The organism is Phenylobacterium sp. LjRoot225, from assembly GCF_964252855.1.
In the GTDB taxonomy this organism is placed as follows: Bacteria; Pseudomonadota; Alphaproteobacteria; order Caulobacterales; family Caulobacteraceae; genus Phenylobacterium.
This window is the reverse complement of record NZ_CAXUPL020000004.1, coordinates 589,028-608,602: the sequence shown is the minus strand read 5'-3', so window position 1 is coordinate 608,602 and position 19,575 is coordinate 589,028. Positions and strand designations below refer to the sequence as shown.

The following is a 19,575-nucleotide window of genomic DNA, read 5'->3' as shown; positions in this document are numbered from 1 at the left end:
CATTTCAACTCGGCCACGATATATTGTTACGCCGCCGGGCGATGGCGGGTCTGCTTTTGCCTATCTGGCTGGGAGCCAGCGCCTCTTGGGGAAGGCCCCCTGCCGAGAAAGGAGGCGGCGTGCTCTACCAACTGCGCATTTATGAGATTTTCGAGCACAACAAGGCCGCGTTCCACGCGCGCTTTCGAGATCATGCGCTCCGCATCATGAAAAGAAATGGTTTCGACATCGTCGCAACCTGGGAGGCGACGACGGCTGAGCGCACCGAGTTCGTCTACGTGGCGCGCTGGCCGAACGAGGACCTGCTCAAGTCACAGTGGGCGAGCTTCATGGCGGATGAGGAGTGGGCGCGCATCAAACGCGAGACGGCGGCGGTGAACGGCGCGCTTGTCGGTGCGATCGAAGAGAGACTGTTGCGCGCCACCGACTATTCGCCGGGCCAATGGCGGTGAAGCCGTCGCTCGCGACATGGGCCTTCGCCCCGCCTCTCGGGACGAAATGATGGACGCCCTGACCACGCGCCTGAGTTGGTTCAAGACGGTGATCCTGCCGCACGAGGCGGCCCTGCGGTCGCGCCTGCGGCGTCTTTGCCCCGCCGGCTTCGACGTCGACAACCTCGTGGCCGAGAGCCTGGCCCGCGCCTATACGGCCAGGGACATCAGCCGTATTCCCACCGGTCGGGGCTATCTTTTCGCCATCGCCCGCAACCTGCTGGTCGACACGATGCGGCGGGACACCATCGTCTCGCTCGATTTCGTCGCCGACCTGGACATGCTGCGATCCGACGACTCGCTCGAGGCGTCGCTGACCGCACGCGACGAACTGCGACGCCTGCACGCCATCATCGAGACTCTGCCGCCACAGTGCCGGCGAGTGTTCATCCTTCGGCGCGTGCACGAAGTTTCTTTTCAGGAGATAGCGGCTCAGATGTCGCTATCCGTTTCGACAGTCGAGAAGCATCTTGCTAGAGCTGTGATGCTCGTGGCCAAGGCAATGTCCGAGCGCGAGGAAGACGGTTTTGACTGCAACACCCGCAGGGCCGAAAAGCCGGCAGGCGATCGAGGAGCAGGCCTCCGCTCTCGTCGCTAGACTGCAGGGTGACGTCGACGAGAGCGAACGTCAGGCCATCTTCGCCTGGATCGACGCCGATCCCCATCATGCCGTCGCTTTCGCGCGCATGGACGCCGCCTGGGAAGCCGGCGAACGCCTCAAGGCCCGCCCGCCCGCCGAGTCTCCCGCGTCCGAATTCGCGGCGTCCGGCCAAGCTCCGATTTCCGGAAAGCCCCAGACGTCCCGTCGCCTGCTGATCGGCGGCGGCGTCGCCGCCTCGCTGGCGGCGGGCGCGGTCGCCGCCACGGCCGCCTGGCGCTTCACCCGCGACGTCGAAACCTATCGCGCCCGCCTGGGCGAACGCCGGATCGTCCGCCTGTCGGACGGATCGAAGATCCACCTCAACACCGCCTCCACGGTCGAGGTGGCGATGCGCCAAGACGTTCGCCGCATCCACCTGGTCAAGGGCGAGGCCCTGTTCGAGGTCGCGCACGATGCGCATCGCCCCTTCCTCGTCGACGCCGGATCGGCGCGGCTGCGCGCGGTCGGGACGGCCTTCAACGTGCGGATCCGGGAAGACGTGGTCGAGTTGACCGTGACCCAGGGAGTCGTCGCCGTCGCCCAGAGGGAAGATGTCGTGCGCCGGATCGAGGCGCCGAGGATCACCGCCGGCGACGGGGCGGTGATCCGGTCCGACGCCGTGGCCCCCACGGTCCTCAGTCCTGACCTGCTGCGTCAGCGCACCGCCTGGCAGAACGGCGTCATCGAGCTGGACGGCGAGACGCTTCCCCAGGCTGTGGAGGAGTTCAACCGCTACCGAGGCCGGCCGATCATCATCGGCGATCCCCGCCTGGCCAATCTGCGCGTCGGCGGACGCTTCGAGGTCGATGAGGCCGACAAGTTCCTGACGGCGGTGGAATGCAGTTTCCCGGTCAACGCGATCACCGCGGCCGACGGCAGCATCCTGCTGGTGATGCGCAGCTAGTGTCCCGATTCCGAAGTTCGCAGGCGCTTGTGGCGGGCTCCGACGAACTTCGGAATCGAGAAGGACACTAGCAAGTGTAAGTTTCTAGTGTGCTTTTTGGATCTGAAGTTCGCCACGGCGCATGACCCATATACTGGCGAACTTCAGATCCAGCACACTAGAGTCCATCCGAGCTCGCCGCAGACGCAGGCGAGCTGCGGAATCGGGACGCTGGAAAATTTATTCTCCGGACGGATGGCGGTTCCGCCCGTCCCGGCCCGTTCGAGGTGGTTGACACGGGGCAACTGCGCTTGGGGGCGTCTGATATGACTGGCGGATCTGGATTCCATCCTTGGGGCGCTGCGCTGTGCGCCGCCGTCGCGGCGGCGGCTGCGCCGGCGGCCGCCGAGACCATCACCAACTTCCATATCGCCGCCCAGCCGATGCAGGGGGCGCTCAACGCCCTGTCCGAACAGTCCGGCGTGCGCCTGCTCTACCCCTACGACCAGGTCGCGGGGCTGCGCTCCCAGGCGGTCAACGGTCGGATGCCGACGCGCCAGGCGCTGGAGATGATCATCGAGCATTCGCCGCTGCGCGTGGCGATCATGCAGGACGGGCTGATCGCCCTGAGGGCGACGCCGCCCTCGCAAGGCCTCATCAGGACCAGCGCGCCGGGCGGCATCGTCGAGGCCGCGGCCGCGGCTCCGGCCGCCGATGCGCCGGGCGACGAGATCTCCGAGGTCGTGGTGACCGGCGCGCGCGGCGTGGCGCGCACGGTGATCAAGAGCTCGACCCCGATCGACGTGCTGAGCGCGAGCGAACTGGAGCGCACCGGCCGGGCCGGCGCCCTCCAGGCGCTGCAGACCCTGGTGCCGTCGTTCAACCTGCCGGCCCGCGCCGGCGGCGGCACCGCGACGGTGATCGCCACGGGCGGCCTGCGCGGCCTCAACCCTGACCAGACCCTGATCCTGGTCAACGGCAAGCGCCGTCACAAGACCTCGCTGATCAACTCGGTGTCGTCGCTCTACAACGGCTCGGTGCCGGCCGATCTCGACCTCATCCCGACCTCGGCGATCGGGCGGATCGAGGTGCTGCGCGACGGCGCCGCAGCCCAGTACGGGTCGGACGCCATCGCCGGCGTAATCAACATCATCCTCAAGGACACGCCCGGCGGCTCGCTCAGCGTCACCCACGGCCAGAACTTCGACCGCAACGACGGCGACTTCACCCAGGTGGTCGGCAGCTATGGCCTCAAGCTGGGCGATCGCGGCTTCCTGACCGTCTCGGCCGCCACCAAGGACCAGGCGCTCTCCAATCGCGCCATTCCGGTGGACCCGTCCGTGCAGATCTATCCGAGGATCAACGGCGTCGCCGATCCGCGCGAAGCGACAGTCGATCGCCTGGTGACGCGCAACTACGGCGTCCTGCCGCAGAACGGCGTCAACCTCGGCTACAACGGCCGCTACGAGGTCGGGGCGGTCGAGCTCTACGCGTTCGGCACCTTCAGCCATCGCGTCTCTGACCTGCCGTTCACCTTCCGCTCGCCCAATAGCGTCAACGCCCTGCCCCAGGTCTATCCGGAGGGGTTCCGCCCTAACCTGGTGATCAAGGAGCAGGACTTCGAATACGCCCTGGGGGCGCGCGGCGAGGCCCGGGGGTGGTCGTGGGACGTCTCGACGACCTACGGCAAGAACCTGGCCAAGGAGCATGTCGCCCAGAGCATCAACGCCAGCCTCGGCCCCTCCAGTCCCACCGACTTCTATGTCGGCAAGCTGGTCTCGTCCGAATGGGTCAATTCAATCGACTTCACCCGCGGCTTCACCGTGGCCGGCGGCGACCTGCAGCTGTCGTTCGGCGCCCAGCATCGTCGCGAGACCTACCAGGTCGGCGAGGGCGAACTGCTCAGCTATCAGGCCGGGACCTATGTGATACCGGCCGGCCAGCCTTTCGCAGGGCAGCGGCCGGCGACCGGCGCCCAGGCCGCCCCGGGCTTCCAGCCGTCGGACGCCAGCAAGTCGTCCCGCAACAACTACGCCGCCTATGGCGAGGCCGGCTATACGATCGACAAGCTCTTCCTCGGCGCGGCGGTTCGCTACGAGGACTATGACGACGCCTCGGGCGACACCGTCGTGGGCAAGGTCAACGGCCGCTACGAGCTGACGCCGTGGCTGGCGATCCGCGGCGCGGCCAGCACGGGCTTCCGCGCGCCGGGCCTGGCCCAGGAGAACTACGCCGCCAGCTCCAGCCAGTTCCGTCTCGTCAACGGCGTGCTGGACCTGCTGCAGATCAAGACCCTGCCGGTGAACTCGCCCGAGGCCATCGCCCTGGGCGCCAAGCCGCTGGAGCCTGAGAAGTCGAAGAACTACAGCCTGGGCGTGACGCTCGAGCCGCTGCCGCGGCTGAGCGTCACCCTCGACGCCTACCAGATCGACGTCGACGGCCGGATCGCCATCACCAGCACCCTGACGGGCGCGGCGGTGAGCAACATCCTGGTGGCCAACGGCCTGCCGGGCTCGCTCAGCGCCCAGTACTACACCAACGCCATCGACACCCGCACCCGGGGCATAGACCTGGTCGCCGCCTACCGGCAGGACCTGGGCGATTACGGCGCCCTGCGCCTGACCCTGGGCTACAACCACAACAAGACCAAGATCACCGACATCATCCCCAACCCGCCGCAATTGACGGCGCTGGGGTCGAGCTTCGTGCTCTTCGATCGGCTGAGCCAGGGCAACCTGACCAAGGCCTTCCCCAAGGACAAGGTGACGCTGGGCGCCAACTGGTCCTGGAACAGGCTCAATGTGAACCTGCGGGAGACGCGCTACGGCAAGTACACGGTCGAGCAGAACACGACGGCCAACGATCGCTCCTTCGGGGCCAAGTGGATCACCGACCTGGAAGCCAGCTACCGCCTCAACAAGTCCCTGAGCGTCGCGGTCGGCGCCAACAACCTGTTCAACGTCTATCCCTCGGCCAATGGCGTTTTCAACGCCGCGATCGGGTCGGGCCAGTATCCCGGCATCTCGCCGTTCGGCTTCACGGGCGGGTCCTATTACGCGCGTCTGCAGTGGGATTTCTGACCATGCGCAAGCGCACCTTCCTCGGCCTGACCCTGGGGGCGGGCCTTGCCGGCCTGACGCGCGGGGTCGCCGGGGCCGCCCCCAAGAGCTTCGCCGGCCGGGGCGAGATCCTATGGGACAGCTTCGGCGTGCCGCACATCTACGGCAAGGACGAGGCGGCGGTGTTCTACGGCTTCGGCTGGGCCCAGGCCCAGAACCACGGAAACATCGTCATCCGCCTGTACGGCGAGGCGCGGGGCCGGGCGGCCGAATACTGGGGCGAGAGCTTAGCCGACTCCGACCGCTGGCTGCTGGCCAACGACACGCCGCGTCGCGGCGCCTCTTGGTACCGGGCCGAATCCGCCCAGTTCCGGGCCAATCTCGACGCCTTCGCCGAGGGCATCAACGCCTACGCCCGGGCCCATCCGGACAAGATCGATCCGACCGTGGCGGTCGTGCTGCCGGTCAGCGGCGTCGACGTCATGGCCCACGCCCACCGGCTGATGAACTACATCTACATCGCGCCGCGCGAGCGAACGATGGGGGGAAACAATCCCGCCGCCAACGCCGGGTCCAACGCCTGGGCGGTGGCGCCGTCGAAGTCGGCGAGCGGGAACACCATGCTGCTGGCCAACCCGCACCTGCCCTGGCCGACCAGCTTCTTCACCTATTTCGAGGCCGATCTGAACGGGCCGGGCTTCCAGATATATGGCGCGACCCAGGTCGGCCTGCCGGTTCTGCGCTTCGCCTTCAACCAGCGGATGGGCTTCACCAACACCGTCAACACCCTGCTGGGCTCGACGAACTACGAGCTCAAGCTGGCCGATGGCGGCTATCTGTTCGACGGCAAGGTGCTGCCGTTCAAGACCCGCCAGGCCAGCTTAAAGATCAAGGGCGCAGACGGCGTCTTGCGCACGGAGACCCTGACCACCCGGCTGTCGGTGCATGGCCCGGTCTTCGATCGTCCCGACGGCAAGACCGTCGCCCTGCGGGTCGCCGGCCTCGATCGGCCGGGAGGCCTTTCGCAGTACTGGGACATGGGCAAGTCCCGCAGCTTTGCGGAGTTCGAGAAGATCCTGCGCCGCCTGCAGGTGGCCAAGTTCAACATCGTCTACGGCGACAAGGAAGGCCACATCCAGTTCCTGGACAACGGCATCCTGCCCAAGCACGACAAGGGAGATGTGGCGTTCTGGAGCGGCTTCGTGCCGGGCGACACCTCGGCCACCCTGTGGGACGACATCCTCTCCTACGACGACCTGCCCAAGGTCACCGATCCGGCGACCGGCTTCGTCCAGAACGCCAACGATCCGCCTTGGGTCTCCACCTATCCCCAGACGATCCGCTACGAAGACTATCCGCCCCATCTGGCCACGAACGGGCCGATGTCGCTGCGCGCCCAGCAGTCGGTGCATCTGCTGGCCGACACCCCGAAGCTGTCGTTCGACGATTTCGTCGCCCGCAAACTGTCGCACCACACGCTGATGGCCGATCGGGTGCTGCCCGACCTGATCGCCGCCGCCGAGGGGGATCCGGATCCTGAGGTCAAGGCCGCCGTCGCCCTCCTGAAGGCCTGGGACCGGCAGACCGTCGCTGACAGCCGCGCGGCCCTGCTGTTCGAGACCTGGGCGGCGAAGTTCTCGCCGAACAACTTCACCAGCCTGGCCAACTACAAGGTCAAGTGGTCGCCCGCCGCGCCGGTGACGACCCCCAGCGGAATCGCCGATCCCGCCGCCGCCCTCGCCCAGCTCAAGGCCGCGATCGCCGAGACCCAGGCCAGGTACGGCGCCATCGACCGGCCGTTCGGCGAGGTCTCGCGCTTCGCCATCGACGGCGTAGACCTTCCCGGCAACGGGGGCTTCGGCAACACCGGCATCTTCCGCACCATCACCTGGGGGCCGCTCAAGGACGGCCGGCGCACGCCGGTGCATGGGGAGACCTGGGTGTCGCTGGTCGAGTTCTCCACGCCGATCAAGGCGGTGGGGCTGATGAGCTACGGCAACGCCAGCCAGCCGGGCTCGCCGCACCGCGCCGACCAGCTGCAGCACCTGTCCGACAACACCCTGCGCACCCTTTGGACCACCCGGGCCGAGGTCGAACAGCACCTCGAAGCCCGCACCCCCTTCTAAGACGTTCAGGAGACGCCACGATGCTGAAACGATCGCTGACCACCGCCGTGGCCGCCGTGACCCTCGCCCTCGCCGCCGGCCAGGCCCAGGCCGCCAACCCGCACGATGGCGCCTGGAGCTCGGTGGAGTCCCAGTCCTACTGGAGCGACGGCAAACTGCCCAAGGGCTTCAAGCTGACCATCAATCTGGCGTTCGGCGACAACAAGCTGGAGTACCACTCGGTCAACACGACCATGCCGGGCAAGGAATTCAAAACCGACTATCTGACCACCCTGGACGGCACGCCGGCAATTTTCGAGAACCAGGACCGGTTCAATCAGGTCTCGGTCAAGCAGCTGGGACCCGACGAATTTCAGATCCTGAAGATGAAGGACGGCGACGTCATCGTCGGCGAGTTCTGGACCTTCCGTCCGGACGGAAAGACCCTGGTGCGTCGCGGCGTCGGCAAGTCCCCCGAAGGCAGGTCGAAGGCCTATCAGGAGACCTTCGTCCGACAATAGCCGGTGCGGAGCCGACGGCTTCCGCCCGCTCCCGCGCCGTCCGGGCGGGACGCCTCAATCGTGAGCGCCCTATGACAATACGCACCCTATGGCTGACCACCGCGCTCTGCGCCGCCGCGCTGGCCTGCCCGGCGGCGGCCGGCGCCGCGACGCCTGGCCAGGCGCGCGCGCTGCACGAGGGGCTGTTGACCCTCGACACCCATCTGGACACCCCGGCGAAATTCCACACCCCCGGCTGGGACATCCTCGACCGGCACAAGGTCGCCGACGACTCGCGGGTCGACTATCCGCGGATGGTGGAGGGCGGCCTCGACGGCGGCTTCTTCGCCATCTACACACCGCAGGGACCGCGCACGCCGCAGGGCGACGCCGCCGCCCGCGATGCGGCGCTGATCCGGGCGGTCGAGATCCGCGAGATGGTCGCCAGGCACGGCGACAGGTTCGAGCTGGCGCTCAAGGCGGACGACGCCGCGGCGATCGTCGGCCGGGGCAAGCGCGTCGTCTTCATGAGCATCGAGAACAGCTCCCCGCTCGAGGGCGACCTGACGCTGATGGCGACCTTCCAGAAGCTCGGCGTCCGGTTGGTCGGACCGGTGCATTTCAAGAACAACGACCTTGCGGACTCGGCGACGGACGCGCCGGAATGGCATGGGCTGAGCCCGGCCGGTCGCCGCTTCGTGGCCGAGGCGAACCGGCTCGGGATGGTGCTCGACGCCTCGCACGCCTCGGACGAGGTGCTGGACCAGATGATCGCGCTCTCGCGCACGCCGATCATTCTCTCGCACTCCGGCTGCAAGGCCGTGTTCGACCATCCGCGGAACATCGACGACAGGCGCCTGAAGGCGCTGGCCGACAGCGGGGGCGTCATCCAGATCAACGCGATGAGCGCCTATCTCATCCCGACGCCGAAGATCCCGGCGCGAGAGGCGGCGCTAGCCGCCCTGATGGCGAAGACGAACCCGCCCGGCGGCCTCACCCCTCAGCAGGAACAGGCGTTCCAGGCCGAATACCGCGCGATCCAGAAGCAATACCCCCAGCCTCAGGCGACGCTGGACGACTACATGGCGCAGCTGCTTCACGCCTTGAAGGTCGCGGGCGTGGATCACGTCGGCATCGGCGCCGACATGGACGGCGGCGGCGGCGTGGCGGGGCTCGAGGACGTGGCCGCCTATCCGGTGATCACCGCGCGGCTGCTGGCGGCCGGTTACAACCGCGAAGACCTGGTCAAGATCTGGGGCGGCAACGTCCTGCGGGTCCTGCGCCAGGCCGAAGCCTACAAGGCCAGCCTCGACACACCCTGAGGGTCAGCCTCCCGAGCCACTGCGCGCCGCTCGAGGGGTCGCCGCGTCTGGATGTCCCCAGATCCCTCTGGAACCTCGCTGGTGGGCCCGGCAGGACTCGAACCTGCAACCAGACCGTTATGAGCGGCCGGCTCTAACCATTGAGCTACAGGCCCCAACAGCGACGAAGGCGGCGGGTTACCATCTCCTGCAGAGCGCTTAAAGGTCCCGTTCAGCTTAGAATTGCGAGAGCTGGCGCCAGACGAGCACGGCTCGAGGGAGATGAACCGATGAAGACGATGATGCGGGCGGCGGCCCTGAGCCTGGTCCTGGCGGCGGCGGCCGCGCCCGCGGCGTTCGCCCAGACTGCGCCCGCGACCGGCGCGGACGCGGTGTTCCGCGCCACCACCCTCAACCTCTCGGCCTATGGCGAGACCAAGCTCGCGCCCGACATGGCGACGATCAGCCTCGGGGTGAGCACCGAGGCGGCGACGGCCCAGGCGGCGATGCAGGCCAACGCCACCCAGATGAACCAGGTGATGGCCGCGCTGAAGCGCGGCGGGATCGCCGCCAAGGACATCCAGACCTCGCAGCTCAGCGTCGAGCCGCAGTACGTCTACGAGCAGAACCAGCCGCCCAAGCTCAACGGCTACCGCGCCACGAACCAGGTGACGGTGACGGTGCACGACCTCTCGAAGCTGGGCCAGGCGGTGGACGCCACGGTCGCGGGCGGCGCCAACCAGGTGGGCGGGATCAGTTTCGGCCTCGAAGACCCGACGGCGGCGGAGAACGCCGCGCGCGAGAAGGCGGTGAAGGCGCTGGCGGCCAAGGCCGACCTCTATGCGAAGGCGACCGGCCACCGCGTCCTGCGGCTGGTCTCGCTGAACGAGGGAAGCTCCTACAGCCCGCCCCAGCCGATGCCGATGGTGGCGATGAGCGCCCGGTTCAAAGAGGCCGACACCGCCGTCTCGCCGGGCGAGGTCAGGGTTCGGGTGGACATCAGCGGCCTTTACGAGCTGGCCCGCTAGAGCGTGACAGCCGCAAGTGGATGCCGGTTGCGGCGGCCGTCACGCTCTAAACTTTTGAAGATAGACCGTTTGCTTGTCCGGTTCAGGTGACTCCACCTGAACCGGGAAGGGTCTAGAAGCCGCCGTCCTGCAGCGCGCCCTCGATCTTCTCGGCCATGATCCGGCCCGGCAGGGCGCGCTCGCCTTCCATCACCGCAGCATAGACCAGGCCGCGGTCGCCGATGACGCCCGATGACCAGCCGACGCCGCGCGAGCCGTCGGCCTGGGTGCTGCAGCTGAGGTGGCGGGTCTGGCCGTCCTTGGCGGTGGCCTTGAGCAGCTCGCCGACGGTGCGCAGGCCCGGGCCGTCGCAGGCCGGCAGCGTGCGGGCGCAGGTCGTGTGGGTGTTGTAGCGCCAGACCACCTGGCCGGAGCCCTTGCGGCCGATCAGCATGCAGGTGAGCGGGTCGCCGATGGCGGCGGAGACGGCCTGGTCGAGCTTGTCGGGATCGACGCCCTTGGGCAGGCGCGGACCACAGGCGGCCAGTCCGGAAGCGAGCACCAGCACCAGCGTGGCGAGCGTGAGCGCTGCGGCCCCGCGTGGCATCAGGCGGCCTTTTTGATCTCGTTGCCTTCGTCGAGCAGGACGACGGTCGGGGCGTAGTTGCGGGCCTCCTCAGCCGGCAGCATGCCGTAGGTCACGACGATCACCTTGTCGCCCTTTTGCACCAGGCGCGCGGCCGCGCCGTTGACGCCGATCACGCGCGACCCGCGCGGAGCCTCGATGGCGTAGGTGGTGAAGCGCGCGCCGGTGGTGATGTTCAGCACATCGACCTGCTCGTGCGGCAGGATGCCGGACGCGTCGAGCAGATTGCGGTCGATGGCGATCGAGCCTTCGTACTCGAGATCCGCCTGAGTGACCGTCGCGCGATGCAGCTTGGCCTTCATCAGCGTCACCAACATACGAAGACGTCCTTTCTAGGGTCGGGAGGAATGCAGGCGCCCCAGGGGACGGGGGCGCATTTAGGCATGAAAAGGCGAAGGATCAAATGCCGCAAGGGCCCGGGTTGACGCAAGGGAAGCCTGGAACGACGCGGCAGGACGCAACCAAGCCGCCCTCGGCCGGTTAGGGCAGCACGCTTCCCCCAGGCACGCTTTTCGAGGAGACGCGCGATGAGCCGACACCCGCCCCATCCGGAACACTCCGGTGAAGCCATCACCATCATGAAGGTCGACCCGATCCTCGACGCCGGGGTCGTGGTGACCTCAAGCGCCCAGGAGGTGAGCGGCAAGCTTGCCGACCGCTGCTCCGCCTATTTCGACAATATCTCGCCGCCCTTGAAGTGGACCGGCGTTCCCGACGTGAAGGCCTGGGCCGTGGTCGTCGAGGACCCGGACGCGCCGCGCGAGCAGCCCTTCGTCCACTGGATGATCTGGAACATCCAGGGCGAGTTGCGGTCCCTGCCGGAGGGCCTGCCGAACAGCGACTTCCTGGTCACGCCCCAGGGCGGGGTCCAGGGGCGCAACGACATGGGCGGCTTTGGTTGGTTTGGCCCGCGTCCGCCCGCCGGCCACGGCGTGCACCGCTACTATTTCCAGGTCTTCGCCCTGGACGAACCGATCGACATGGACCCGGAGACCTCGCTCGCCGAACTGCAGAAGGCGCTGAAGGCCCACACCCTGGCCAAGGGCGAGATGATGGCGACCTACGAAGCGCCCAAGCCGCAGTAGGGCGGGTGACGCGCGCCGCTCACCGCAGACGGGCCTGAACGCAGATTGGCCGCCCTTCGAAGGTCGCGCCCACCAGGCTCGGCTGGCTGCGGAGGATTTCCCTGCGCGCCTTGGCGACGGCCAGGCTGTCGGGCGCCGGCAAGACCCCCGACGGACAGACCGACGCCTCCACCCGCTGCCCGCTCGGACAGAGGCAGATGTCCTCACGCGATTCCAGGCGGCGCGGAGCGCGCCGTTGACCTCGACGCAAACCGTCGTTCGCGTCGCCGACTCCGGCTGGGCGCCGGCGAGAAGGGCCTTGAATATCGTCGTCCTCCTGCATCCCCCCGAGAGATTAGTTAACGCCAGCCCCCGATCGGTTCACCATGCTTGCTGGCGAGGCCTTAACGCAGGCGAGCCCATGCTGGACGGGCTCAGGAGGCGAACCCATGGATCCGCTCAGCATCGCCCGCTACGGCATGATGTCCGCCCAAGACCGGCTGGCGAAATCCGCCGACCGCGTCGCCAATTGGCAGGGCGGCGACGAGCCCGACCTCGTCCGGGAGACCGTCGAGCAGATCGAGGCCAGCCAGCAGTTCGCCGCCAACGCCAAGGTCGTGACCTTCGCCGACGAAATGTGGCGTTCGCTGATGGACATTCAGCACGCCTAGAGCCTGCCGCTTTGACTTGCAGCCCGCCGGGGTCTAGCGGCTGGCGGCATGGCGCTTCACACGCTCTTCCCGACTCCGGTCTATGAGGCGAGCCTCGCCAAGGACCGCGGCTTCGAGGCCTTCCTCGCCGAGCTGCAGGACGGCTGCCGCATGCTGGCCGCCGAGGACCGCGCCGGGCGCGCCTGGTGCAAGGAGCACAACTACGGCGGCTACACCTCCTACGCCTCGCTGAACGACCTGCCGCAGCGCGTCACCGTCTTCGACCAGCTGAGGAAGAAGCTCGACCGCCATGCCGCGGCCTTCGCCGAGGCGCTGCAGTACGACCTGGGGAGCGGGCGCCTGCGGCTCGACAGCCTGTGGGTCAACATCCTCAAGCCGGGCGCGGCCCACACCAGCCATATCCACCCCCACAGCGTGCTTTCCGGCACCGTCTATGTGGCGATCCCGCCCGGCGCGAGCGCGCTGAAGTTCGAGGACCCCAGGCTGCCGATGATGATGGCCGCCCCGCCCCGGCGCGCCGACGCCGAGGAAAACCGCCGCGCCTTCGTCTACCTCAAGCCCCAGCCGGGCACGGTCCTGATGTGGGAGAGCTGGCTGCGCCACGAAGTGCCGGTCAACACCGCCAAGTCCGAGCGGATCTCGATCAGCTTCAACTACGGCTGGCGGTAGATCCCGACCGGGCTGGCCTTGCAGGCCGCGAAAACTATGCTTCTGAGGGCCGCGCCATTGAGTAGCGGCAGTGCGCCATACTTGTTTCGTTAACCCTGTTCGTTCGGGTGAAATTAAGCACATCCTCCTAATTATAAGCCCGCTGGGGTGGGCAGGTTTTGGAGAAAATCTGTCTTGCAAGTATTACTGGGACTAAGCAGCCAGGGCCAAGTCCAGCTCACAGAGCTGCTTACGCCCCTTCGGCCGATACAGATGCTGAAGCTCGCGCGAAATCGTTGGGCGCACTTCGCGTCCATCGAAGTCTGGGACGACGCGGTCTGCGTCCTTCGCCTGCCGCCGACGGCGGCCGAGGCCGACCGCGCGTCCAAGTCCTATACCGAGGCGGCGCCGACGGCGGCTGGCCGATAGCGGTCAGCCGCATGGGTCTGCCGGTAGTTCCGGATCATCGCCTTGCGGGCGGCCTCGAGGTCTTCACCCACGAGGCCGCGACGCGGTCAGGCGGAAATCGCCCGACCGCTGAACGTGCTGTAGATTCAAGAGTGTAGAGCGCGTTCGAGCGGCGAAACACGTTCGCCTGACTCGCTCGACGGGCGCCTACTTGCGGGCGGCCAGATTGCAGCGGGCCAGGCCCTCGGCGTCAAGGGCCGCGCCGTCTGCGCCGAAGCTCGCCAGCGCGCCCACGCGACGCGCAAGTTCGCGACAGCTGGGAACCGAGTTGGTGGCGCTGGTCGGGGTCGCGGCCGAGCAGGTGTCGGCCTCACAGACGAACACCGCCTCGCCGGCGATCGGGCGGACGCGCTTGGCGATCGGGGTCTGCAGCTTCGCCACGACGGGGCCCGTGGAGGGGCCGGCGGCGGCGGCGGTCGAGACGACGGCGCTGGCCAGGAAGGCGGCGACCGCCATGAGGGTAAAGGGCTTCAAGATATTGCTCCGCGGAAGAGGATGCTCTTCGTATGCATTGCGCACCTCGACATTGCAAAATACGTTTTGAAGGTTGTGACAAATAACGCCGGGGCGACCGGCCCTTGAGCGCAGAGCGCGTTCGTTTGGCTCATCTGCCTCACGCGTTTTAGGAGCCGGCTGCCACGATCTTCACCCGGTCGCCGGGGCGAAGCGCGTCGCCGGGCTGCAGGCCGTTGATGGCCTCGAACTGCTCGCGCGGGTGGTCCTCCACCGCCATGCGGGCGGCCAGCGAGGCGACCGTGTCCCCCGCGGTTACGGCGACGACGCGGATCCGCTTCGGCCGGGCCTCGGCGCGTTCGGCGGCGGTCAGCCGGTGGAAGGACCCGATCAGCGGGTCGAAGACATAGGCCTGGCCCGCCGGCGCCAGGGTCACAAGGTGGAAGGTCTCGCGGCCGACGGCGTAGACGACGACGGTCACGTCGACCCAGCCGTTGCTCGCCTGGGCCTGGGCCGGCAGGACCACGGCGTCATAGCCGCCGATCCGGGTGCGCTTCAGCTCCGCCGTCCGGGCCGGCGCCTGGCCGATCACTTGACGCAGCGCGGCGTAGGCCTCGTCGACCGGATCCCCGCGACCGCTTACGGCGCCGGCGAACTGCGCCCTCAGGCCGCCCGACCCCTGGATCATCACCGCGCTCGGGCTGTTGGCGAGGACGAAGCCCTGGGGCCCGGTGAAGCCGAAGCCGAGGCCGGGGTGCAGGAAGCGGCGGCCGATCACGACGCCCTGTTCCGGGTCTTCGCCGAACAGCAAGCCGTCCACGGCGTCGAGGTAGCCGTCAAGCCGCGCCGGCGCGGCGCCGGGCGCCGACGGTGCGGTCGCGCGCGCCGCGCTGACCGCCCGTGCGACGCGCTCGCCGGTCAGCGGGTGGGTGCGCGACCAGACGGGCTGGGCCTTGGTCTGCGTCCCCTGGTCCAGGGTCTCGATCTGGTCGCTGGCCTGCAAGGCGGAGAGCATGTCGGCGAGGCCGAACGGATTGTAGCCGGCGCTGGCCAGATAGCGCGCCGAAAGGCTGTCGGCCTCGAACTCCTGACCGCGCGAATAGCTGAGCACGCCCAACTGCCCGGCCTTGCCGGCGATCTGGGCGACCTCCCCAGACCCCGTGACGGCGCCCAGGATCAGGGCGCCGATCCCGGTGATCGCCGAACGGGTCTGGCGGCGGCCGGCGTGGTTGGCGGCCACGTGGCCGACTTCGTGGCCCAGCACGGCGGCCAGTTCGTCCTCGCTGCGGATCAGCCCCAGCAGGCCGCGGGTCACGTAGATGTCGCAGCCGGGCGGGCTGGCGAAGGCGTTGACCACCTCGCTGTTGATCACGCTGAAGGTGCAGCGCCCGCCCTGCCCTGCCGCCGCCGCCATCCGCGCGCCGATCCGGCTGACGTAGGCGTTGATCGGCCCTTCGTAGGCGCCGCCGAAGGCCTGCAGGATCTCGGCCCGGCGCTGCTCGGGCGTCTGCGATGGCGCGGCCGCGGCCGAGGTCGCCAAGGAGAGGGCCGCGAGGGCGGCGACAACGGGGCGGAGGTGTCGGCGGCTCATGCTCATTCCCGGGGACGACGATCGAGGGCGATCTAACCTGCCTCGCGCCAGCGCAGGACCAGCTTGTGGTCCTCGATGTGGAAGGATTCCAGCCGGGACAGGAAGCTCATGCCCAGCAGCGAGGCGCTCATCGGCGCGCGGTTCACCGTCAGCTGGAAGTCCGAAAGCGCCATCGGCCCCACTTCGAGGCGCTGGGCGACATAGGGCGCAGCGGAGCCCATGCCGTTCGCGGTCTCGGCTTCCATGACATAGCGAAGGCTCGCCATGTCGACGCCGATGCGGCGCGCGTCGTCGGGACTGAGCACGGTGTCGGTCGCCCCGGTGTCCACCACGAAGCGGACGCGCTGGCCGTTCACCCGGCCCACCAGAATGTAGCCGCCGTCCTCGCCCTGCGGCACGACCAGCTCGCGCTCGGCGGTGACGACCGGATCGCCGGCGCTGAAGGCCAGTTGCAGATGCTGGCCGACGTCGCTCAGCTCCCGCCGATAGGCGAAGCCCAGCGCCAGGACGGCGATGATTCCGGCCCAGGCGGCGGCGTACTTCAGGTGCTGCGGCCGTAACACCCGGCCGGCGCGGAACATGCCGGCGGCGACCAGGACCAGGATCCCCGCGGCGCGGGCGACCTCGGCCCAGTCAGCGGGGGTGCGGACCGCCTCCGGAAAGGCGCGGGCCAGCGCCAGGATGATCGCGGCCAGGGCGGCGCAGAAGGCGAGCCAGAGGAGGATGCGCGGCCGCACCCGCGGCGCAGGGGGCGCAGGCGCGGCCGGCGGCCGAGCCCAGGGTCCATTGTCGTGCGTCATGCGGCCTCCCCGCAGGCAGGATAGGCGGGGGCGCGACGGCGGACAACTTGGCGGCCATTGGCGGGCCGGTGAAATTCCGGTTGATTGCCTCCGCATTTCTACGGCCGTGCGGTCGCCGCGCCCGCAAGCCCCTCGTGCGACGAGCCGATAAGATCTCAAGCAAGCACGACGCCTAACCCTGGGAGGATTAAATGGCCGACGTCACATACAAGGTTCTTCTGTTCATGAAGCGCCGCCCCGGCATGACGGTGGACGCGTTCCGCGACTACTATGAAAATAACCATGCGCCGCTTTGCGAGAAATATACCTCAGGCGTCACCCGCTATATTCGACGCTACGTCGATCCGCTTCCGCACCCGGAAACGGGACCGAACGATGAAATGTCCTTCGACGTGATCACCGAGCTATGGTTCGACGACGAGGCCATCTTCCGCGGCACGGTCGACTACATCACCAGCACCATCATGCCCGAGGTGATCGTCGAGGATGAGAAGCAGTTGTTCGACCGTGCCTCTTTCCGGATCGCGACGGTCGTCGAGCGCGAGTCCAGGCTGGTCGCCCAATAGGGCGCGGTCGCCGGGAACGATCTGCGATCAGAACGGCAGCGGCTCGAGGTCGGGGTATAGCCAGGTTCGTCGGGCCTCTGGCGAGAAGAGCCGCGGGCGCGACCAGTGGACCAGCAGCCAGTCAGGCCGGCCGAAGGACGCGGCGAGCAGCCCGGCCAGGGCCGCGGACAGCGGCGCCCCCGGCCGGGCGTGCAGCCAGGCGCGGGCGGCGCGCAGCGAGGCCTGGGTGATGGTCTCGTGATAGCCGGAGGTCTCGGTGTTCGGAACGCCCGTGGCTTCATTGTAGGCGCGGATCAGGCCGGGCATGTCGTGCGCGGCGTCGATCCCCGGCCGGCGCAGCAGCCAGAGCGCGGCGGCGAAGTGGGCGGCGTGGGTCCACTCGGCCTTGGGCAGGGTGCGCGCCACGAGGCCGCGGCCGATGCGGTCGATGTCTGCGTCGGAGAGATGGGACGGCATGGAGCTCCTTGGCGGTCAGGGGCTCGGCGGGCGCAGCAAAAACCCCGCCGAGGCGGGGTTTGCGGGACGCTGTGGCTGACGGAAGGGACCGCTCAGGAACAGGCGCGCGCAAACACCGCCGGAAGGCGTTGCTGCTTCTGAGCCTGGGGGCGGGTCGCGTAGGTCACGGCGAGGCTTGTAGCAAAGACGGCTGGCGCTGCGAAGGCAACCTGGCTGTCGTGGCGCGCGAACGCCCCAACGAAAAAGCCCCGCCGGTGGGCGGGGCTCTTGGGTCCTAGCTGTCGAGGAAGCTGCGGAGCTTGCGGCTGCGGCTGGGGTGCTTGAGCTTGCGCAGCGCCTTGGCTTCGATCTGGCGGATCCGTTCGCGGGTGACGCTGAACTGCTGGCCGACTTCTTCGAGGGTGTGGTCGGTGTTCATGCCGATGCCGAAGCGCATGCGCAGCACGCGCTCTTCCCGCGGGGTGAGCGAGGCCAGCACGCGGGTGGTGGTCTCCCGCAGGTTCGACTGGATCGCCGCGTCGATCGGCAGGATGGCGTTCTTGTCCTCGATGAAGTCGCCGAGGTGGCTGTCCTCTTCGTCGCCGATCGGCGTCTCCAGGCTGATCGGCTCCTTGGCGATCTTCAGCACCTTGCGCACCTTCTCGAGCGGCATGGCGAGCTTTTCGGCCAGTTCTTCCGGGGTCGGCTCGCGGCCGATCTCGTGCAGCATCTGGCGCGAGGTGCGGACGATCTTGTTGATCGTCTCGATCATATGCACCGGGATGCGGATGGTCCGGGCCTGGTCGGCGATCGAGCGGGTGATCGCCTGCCGGATCCACCAGGTGGCGTAGGTCGAGAACTTGTAGCCCCGGCGGTACTCGAACTTGTCGACCGCCTTCATCAGGCCGATGTTGCCCTCCTGGATCAGGTCCAGGAACTGCAGGCCGCGGTTGGTGTACTTCTTGGCGATGGAGATCACGAGGCGCAGGTTGGCCTCGACCATTTCCTTCTTCGCCTGACGGGCTTCGCGCTCGCCCTTCTGCACGGTCTGGACGATGCGGCGGTAGTCGTCGATCGGCACGCCGGTCTCTTGGGCGAGCCCGGCGATCTCGGTGCGGATGTCGCCGATCTGGCCGGCGTCGTTCTCGGCGAACTTGGTCCAGCGGATGCCGAGCGTCTTGACCTGGGTCGACCAGTCCGGACGCATTTCCGAGCCGAAGTAGGCCTTCAGGAACTCGGTGCGGCTGATGCCGTAGCTGTCGGCCAGGCGCAGCAGCCGGCCTTCCAGGCCCATCAGGCGCTTGTTGATCGCATAGAGCTGCTCGACCAGGGCCTCGATGCGGTTGTTGTTCAGCTTCAGCGTCTTGAGGTGCTGGACGATGTTCGTCGTCGCCACCTCATAGGCCTTGCGGTCGGCCTGGGAGAGATCCTCGCCCTTCAGCTTGGCGCCGACCAGCTTCTCCTGCAGCAGGCGGAAGCTTTCGAACTCCACGGCGATGGCGTCGAGGGTGACCATGACGCCTTCGCGCAGCTCGGCTTCCATCGCGCTGATGGTGGGGCCCGCGCCGTCGTCGAAATCGTCTTCGTTCTCGCCATCGCCTTCGCCCTCGGCGGCGCCGGGCTCGGCCGCCTCGGCCGGAGGCGCCTCCGCGGCGGGCTCGGCCGGAACCTCGACGCCCGCGTTCTGGCCGCCGTAGGTCTGTTCGAGGTCGATCACCTCGCGCAGCAGGATGCGGCCCGAGCCCAGCTCCTCGCGCCACACCATGATGGCTTCGAAGGTCAGGGCGCTTTCGCACAGCCCGCGGATCATGGTGTCGCGGCCGGCTTCGATGCGCTTGGCGATGGCGATTTCGCCTTCGCGGGACAGCAGCTCGACCGAGCCCATCTCGCGCAGGTACATCCGCACCGGGTCGTCGGTGCGGTCGTAGGCCGGCTCCTTGGTCGTCTCGACCACGGCCGACTCTTCGCGGACCGCCACCTCGCCGCCCTCGGCGTCTTCTTCCGCCTCGACGACGTTGACGCCCATCTCCGACAGCATGGCCAGCGTGTCTTCGATGGCCTCGGAGGTGACTTCCTCCGACGGCAGCACCTTGTTCAGCTCGTCCATGGTGACGTAGCCGCGGGCCTTGGCCTGCTTGATGAACTTCTTGACCGCGGCGTCCGTCAGGTCGAGCAGCGGACCGTCGCCGCCCGTGGTTTCAGGGGTTTCCGCTTCGGCCGTGTTCGTGCTCATCTAAATCTCCGAAA

General features: G+C 68.0%; 20 protein-coding genes and 1 tRNA gene. 13 read left to right on the top strand and 8 right to left on the bottom strand.

Annotated elements, in window-relative coordinates; all coding sequences use genetic code 11:
- Positions 1-119: 119 nt before the first annotated feature.
- The 7 genes from ACSQ2B_RS22995 to ACSQ2B_RS22965 all read left to right on the top strand — a co-directional run bounded on the left by ACSQ2B_RS22995 (position 120) and on the right by ACSQ2B_RS22965 (position 9,000).
- Complete coding sequence (locus ACSQ2B_RS22995; protein ID WP_436053591.1) at positions 120-452, top strand: NIPSNAP family protein; 333 nt, start codon at positions 120-122, stop codon at positions 450-452.
- A 49-nt stretch (positions 453-501) separates the two neighbouring features.
- Positions 502-1,089 carry an RNA polymerase sigma factor gene (locus tag ACSQ2B_RS22990; protein ID WP_436053590.1) on the top strand — a complete coding sequence of 196 codons (588 nt, stop codon included), beginning with the start codon at positions 502-504 and terminating at the stop codon, positions 1,087-1,089.
- The gene (locus ACSQ2B_RS22985) at positions 1,019-2,035 is read left to right on the top strand and encodes a FecR family protein (RefSeq protein WP_436053589.1); all 1,017 of its coding nucleotides are present in this window, start codon (positions 1,019-1,021) and stop codon (positions 2,033-2,035) included. Before ACSQ2B_RS22990 ends, ACSQ2B_RS22985 begins: the two co-directional genes overlap by 71 nt.
- 305 nt (positions 2,036-2,340) lie before the next feature.
- Positions 2,341-5,094, top strand: coding sequence for a TonB-dependent receptor domain-containing protein (locus tag ACSQ2B_RS22980; RefSeq protein WP_436053587.1), 2,754 nt, complete (start codon positions 2,341-2,343; stop codon positions 5,092-5,094).
- Positions 5,095-5,096: 2 nt separating this feature from the next.
- Positions 5,097-7,199: a penicillin acylase family protein gene (locus tag ACSQ2B_RS22975; protein WP_436053586.1), complete on the top strand. Its 2,103-nt coding sequence runs from the start codon at positions 5,097-5,099 to the stop codon at positions 7,197-7,199.
- 20 nt (positions 7,200-7,219) lie between these two features.
- Positions 7,220-7,699 (top strand): hypothetical protein, encoded by a 480-nt coding sequence (locus tag ACSQ2B_RS22970; RefSeq protein WP_436053585.1) that lies wholly within the window; start codon positions 7,220-7,222, stop codon positions 7,697-7,699.
- Positions 7,700-7,770: 71 nt separating this feature from the next.
- Positions 7,771-9,000 carry a dipeptidase gene (locus ACSQ2B_RS22965; RefSeq protein ID WP_436053584.1) on the top strand — a complete coding sequence of 410 codons (1,230 nt, stop codon included), beginning with the start codon at positions 7,771-7,773 and terminating at the stop codon, positions 8,998-9,000.
- 79 nt (positions 9,001-9,079) lie between these two features.
- On the opposite strand, the gene ACSQ2B_RS22960 is transcribed toward ACSQ2B_RS22965, so the two are convergent.
- A tRNA-Ile gene (locus tag ACSQ2B_RS22960) sits at positions 9,080-9,155 on the bottom strand.
- Between the two features lie 114 nt (positions 9,156-9,269).
- Here ACSQ2B_RS22960 and ACSQ2B_RS22955 point away from each other — a divergent pair.
- On the top strand, positions 9,270-10,007 hold the full coding sequence (locus ACSQ2B_RS22955) for an SIMPL domain-containing protein (RefSeq protein WP_436053582.1): 738 nt from the start codon (positions 9,270-9,272) through the stop codon (positions 10,005-10,007).
- A gap of 112 nt (positions 10,008-10,119) precedes the next feature.
- On the opposite strand, the gene ACSQ2B_RS22950 is transcribed toward ACSQ2B_RS22955, so the two are convergent.
- Both ACSQ2B_RS22950 and panD read right to left on the bottom strand, forming a co-directional pair.
- Entirely contained in the window at positions 10,120-10,593 is a 474-nt protein-coding gene (locus ACSQ2B_RS22950) for a hypothetical protein (protein WP_436053581.1), read from the bottom strand.
- Complete coding sequence (gene panD, locus ACSQ2B_RS22945; protein ID WP_436053580.1) at positions 10,593-10,949, bottom strand: aspartate 1-decarboxylase; 357 nt, start codon at positions 10,947-10,949, stop codon at positions 10,593-10,595. The genes ACSQ2B_RS22950 and panD overlap by 1 nt, the downstream gene beginning before the upstream one ends.
- Positions 10,950-11,159: 210 nt before the next feature.
- On the opposite strand from panD, the gene ACSQ2B_RS22940 reads away from it, so the two are divergent.
- From ACSQ2B_RS22940 to ACSQ2B_RS22925, 4 genes are all read left to right on the top strand, one after another.
- The gene (locus ACSQ2B_RS22940) at positions 11,160-11,717 is read left to right on the top strand and encodes a YbhB/YbcL family Raf kinase inhibitor-like protein (protein ID WP_436053579.1); all 558 of its coding nucleotides are present in this window, start codon (positions 11,160-11,162) and stop codon (positions 11,715-11,717) included.
- A gap of 428 nt (positions 11,718-12,145) precedes the next feature.
- Entirely contained in the window at positions 12,146-12,367 is a 222-nt protein-coding gene (locus tag ACSQ2B_RS22935) for a flagellar basal body rod C-terminal domain-containing protein (protein ID WP_436053577.1), read from the top strand.
- A gap of 48 nt (positions 12,368-12,415) precedes the next feature.
- Positions 12,416-13,036 carry a TIGR02466 family protein gene (locus tag ACSQ2B_RS22930; RefSeq protein ID WP_436053576.1) on the top strand — a complete coding sequence of 207 codons (621 nt, stop codon included), beginning with the start codon at positions 12,416-12,418 and terminating at the stop codon, positions 13,034-13,036.
- 174 nt (positions 13,037-13,210) lie between these two features.
- A complete protein-coding gene (locus ACSQ2B_RS22925; protein ID WP_436053575.1) occupies positions 13,211-13,444 on the top strand; it encodes a hypothetical protein in 234 nt (77 codons plus the stop codon).
- A gap of 186 nt (positions 13,445-13,630) precedes the next feature.
- On the opposite strand, the gene ACSQ2B_RS22920 is transcribed toward ACSQ2B_RS22925, so the two are convergent.
- The 3 genes from ACSQ2B_RS22920 to ACSQ2B_RS22910 all read right to left on the bottom strand — a co-directional run bounded on the left by ACSQ2B_RS22920 (position 13,631) and on the right by ACSQ2B_RS22910 (position 16,327).
- Positions 13,631-13,957, bottom strand: a complete 327-nt coding sequence (locus ACSQ2B_RS22920; protein ID WP_436053573.1) for a CC_3452 family protein — start codon at positions 13,955-13,957, stop codon at positions 13,631-13,633.
- Between the two features lie 148 nt (positions 13,958-14,105).
- On the bottom strand, positions 14,106-15,527 hold the full coding sequence (locus ACSQ2B_RS22915; protein WP_436053571.1) for a M48 family metalloprotease: 1,422 nt from the start codon (positions 15,525-15,527) through the stop codon (positions 14,106-14,108).
- A gap of 32 nt (positions 15,528-15,559) precedes the next feature.
- Positions 15,560-16,327, bottom strand: coding sequence for a retropepsin-like aspartic protease family protein (locus tag ACSQ2B_RS22910; protein ID WP_436053569.1), 768 nt, complete (start codon positions 16,325-16,327; stop codon positions 15,560-15,562).
- A gap of 191 nt (positions 16,328-16,518) precedes the next feature.
- On the opposite strand from ACSQ2B_RS22910, the gene ACSQ2B_RS22905 reads away from it, so the two are divergent.
- Positions 16,519-16,893: an EthD domain-containing protein gene (locus tag ACSQ2B_RS22905; protein WP_436053567.1), complete on the top strand. Its 375-nt coding sequence runs from the start codon at positions 16,519-16,521 to the stop codon at positions 16,891-16,893.
- Between the two features lie 27 nt (positions 16,894-16,920).
- Here the strand turns inward: ACSQ2B_RS22905 and ACSQ2B_RS22900 are convergent, their stop codons facing one another.
- Positions 16,921-17,349, bottom strand: coding sequence for a hypothetical protein (locus ACSQ2B_RS22900; protein ID WP_436053565.1), 429 nt, complete (start codon positions 17,347-17,349; stop codon positions 16,921-16,923).
- 274 nt (positions 17,350-17,623) lie between these two features.
- Positions 17,624-19,561, bottom strand: coding sequence for an RNA polymerase sigma factor RpoD (gene rpoD, locus ACSQ2B_RS22895; protein WP_436053563.1), 1,938 nt, complete (start codon positions 19,559-19,561; stop codon positions 17,624-17,626).
- Positions 19,562-19,575 lie beyond the last annotated feature (14 nt).

Coding starts and splice junctions, on each gene's coding strand:
- rpoD (WP_436053563.1), bottom strand. CDS start 19,561: ATGAGCACGAACACGGCCGAAGCGGAAACCCCTGAAACCACGGGCGGC.
- ACSQ2B_RS22965 (WP_436053584.1), top strand. CDS start 7,771: ATGACAATACGCACCCTATGGCTGACCACCGCGCTCTGCGCCGCCGCG.
- ACSQ2B_RS22935 (WP_436053577.1), top strand. CDS start 12,146: ATGGATCCGCTCAGCATCGCCCGCTACGGCATGATGTCCGCCCAAGAC.
- panD (WP_436053580.1), bottom strand. CDS start 10,949: ATGTTGGTGACGCTGATGAAGGCCAAGCTGCATCGCGCGACGGTCACT.
- ACSQ2B_RS22915 (WP_436053571.1), bottom strand. CDS start 15,527: ATGAGCCGCCGACACCTCCGCCCCGTTGTCGCCGCCCTCGCGGCCCTC.
- ACSQ2B_RS22900 (WP_436053565.1), bottom strand. CDS start 17,349: ATGCCGTCCCATCTCTCCGACGCAGACATCGACCGCATCGGCCGCGGC.
- ACSQ2B_RS22950 (WP_436053581.1), bottom strand. CDS start 10,593: ATGCCACGCGGGGCCGCAGCGCTCACGCTCGCCACGCTGGTGCTGGTG.
- ACSQ2B_RS22930 (WP_436053576.1), top strand. CDS start 12,416: ATGGCGCTTCACACGCTCTTCCCGACTCCGGTCTATGAGGCGAGCCTC.
- ACSQ2B_RS22955 (WP_436053582.1), top strand. CDS start 9,270: ATGAAGACGATGATGCGGGCGGCGGCCCTGAGCCTGGTCCTGGCGGCG.
- ACSQ2B_RS22905 (WP_436053567.1), top strand. CDS start 16,519: ATGGCCGACGTCACATACAAGGTTCTTCTGTTCATGAAGCGCCGCCCC.
- ACSQ2B_RS22980 (WP_436053587.1), top strand. CDS start 2,341: ATGACTGGCGGATCTGGATTCCATCCTTGGGGCGCTGCGCTGTGCGCC.
- ACSQ2B_RS22910 (WP_436053569.1), bottom strand. CDS start 16,327: ATGACGCACGACAATGGACCCTGGGCTCGGCCGCCGGCCGCGCCTGCG.
- ACSQ2B_RS22970 (WP_436053585.1), top strand. CDS start 7,220: ATGCTGAAACGATCGCTGACCACCGCCGTGGCCGCCGTGACCCTCGCC.
- ACSQ2B_RS22975 (WP_436053586.1), top strand. CDS start 5,097: ATGCGCAAGCGCACCTTCCTCGGCCTGACCCTGGGGGCGGGCCTTGCC.
- ACSQ2B_RS22940 (WP_436053579.1), top strand. CDS start 11,160: ATGAGCCGACACCCGCCCCATCCGGAACACTCCGGTGAAGCCATCACC.
- ACSQ2B_RS22990 (WP_436053590.1), top strand. CDS start 502: ATGGACGCCCTGACCACGCGCCTGAGTTGGTTCAAGACGGTGATCCTG.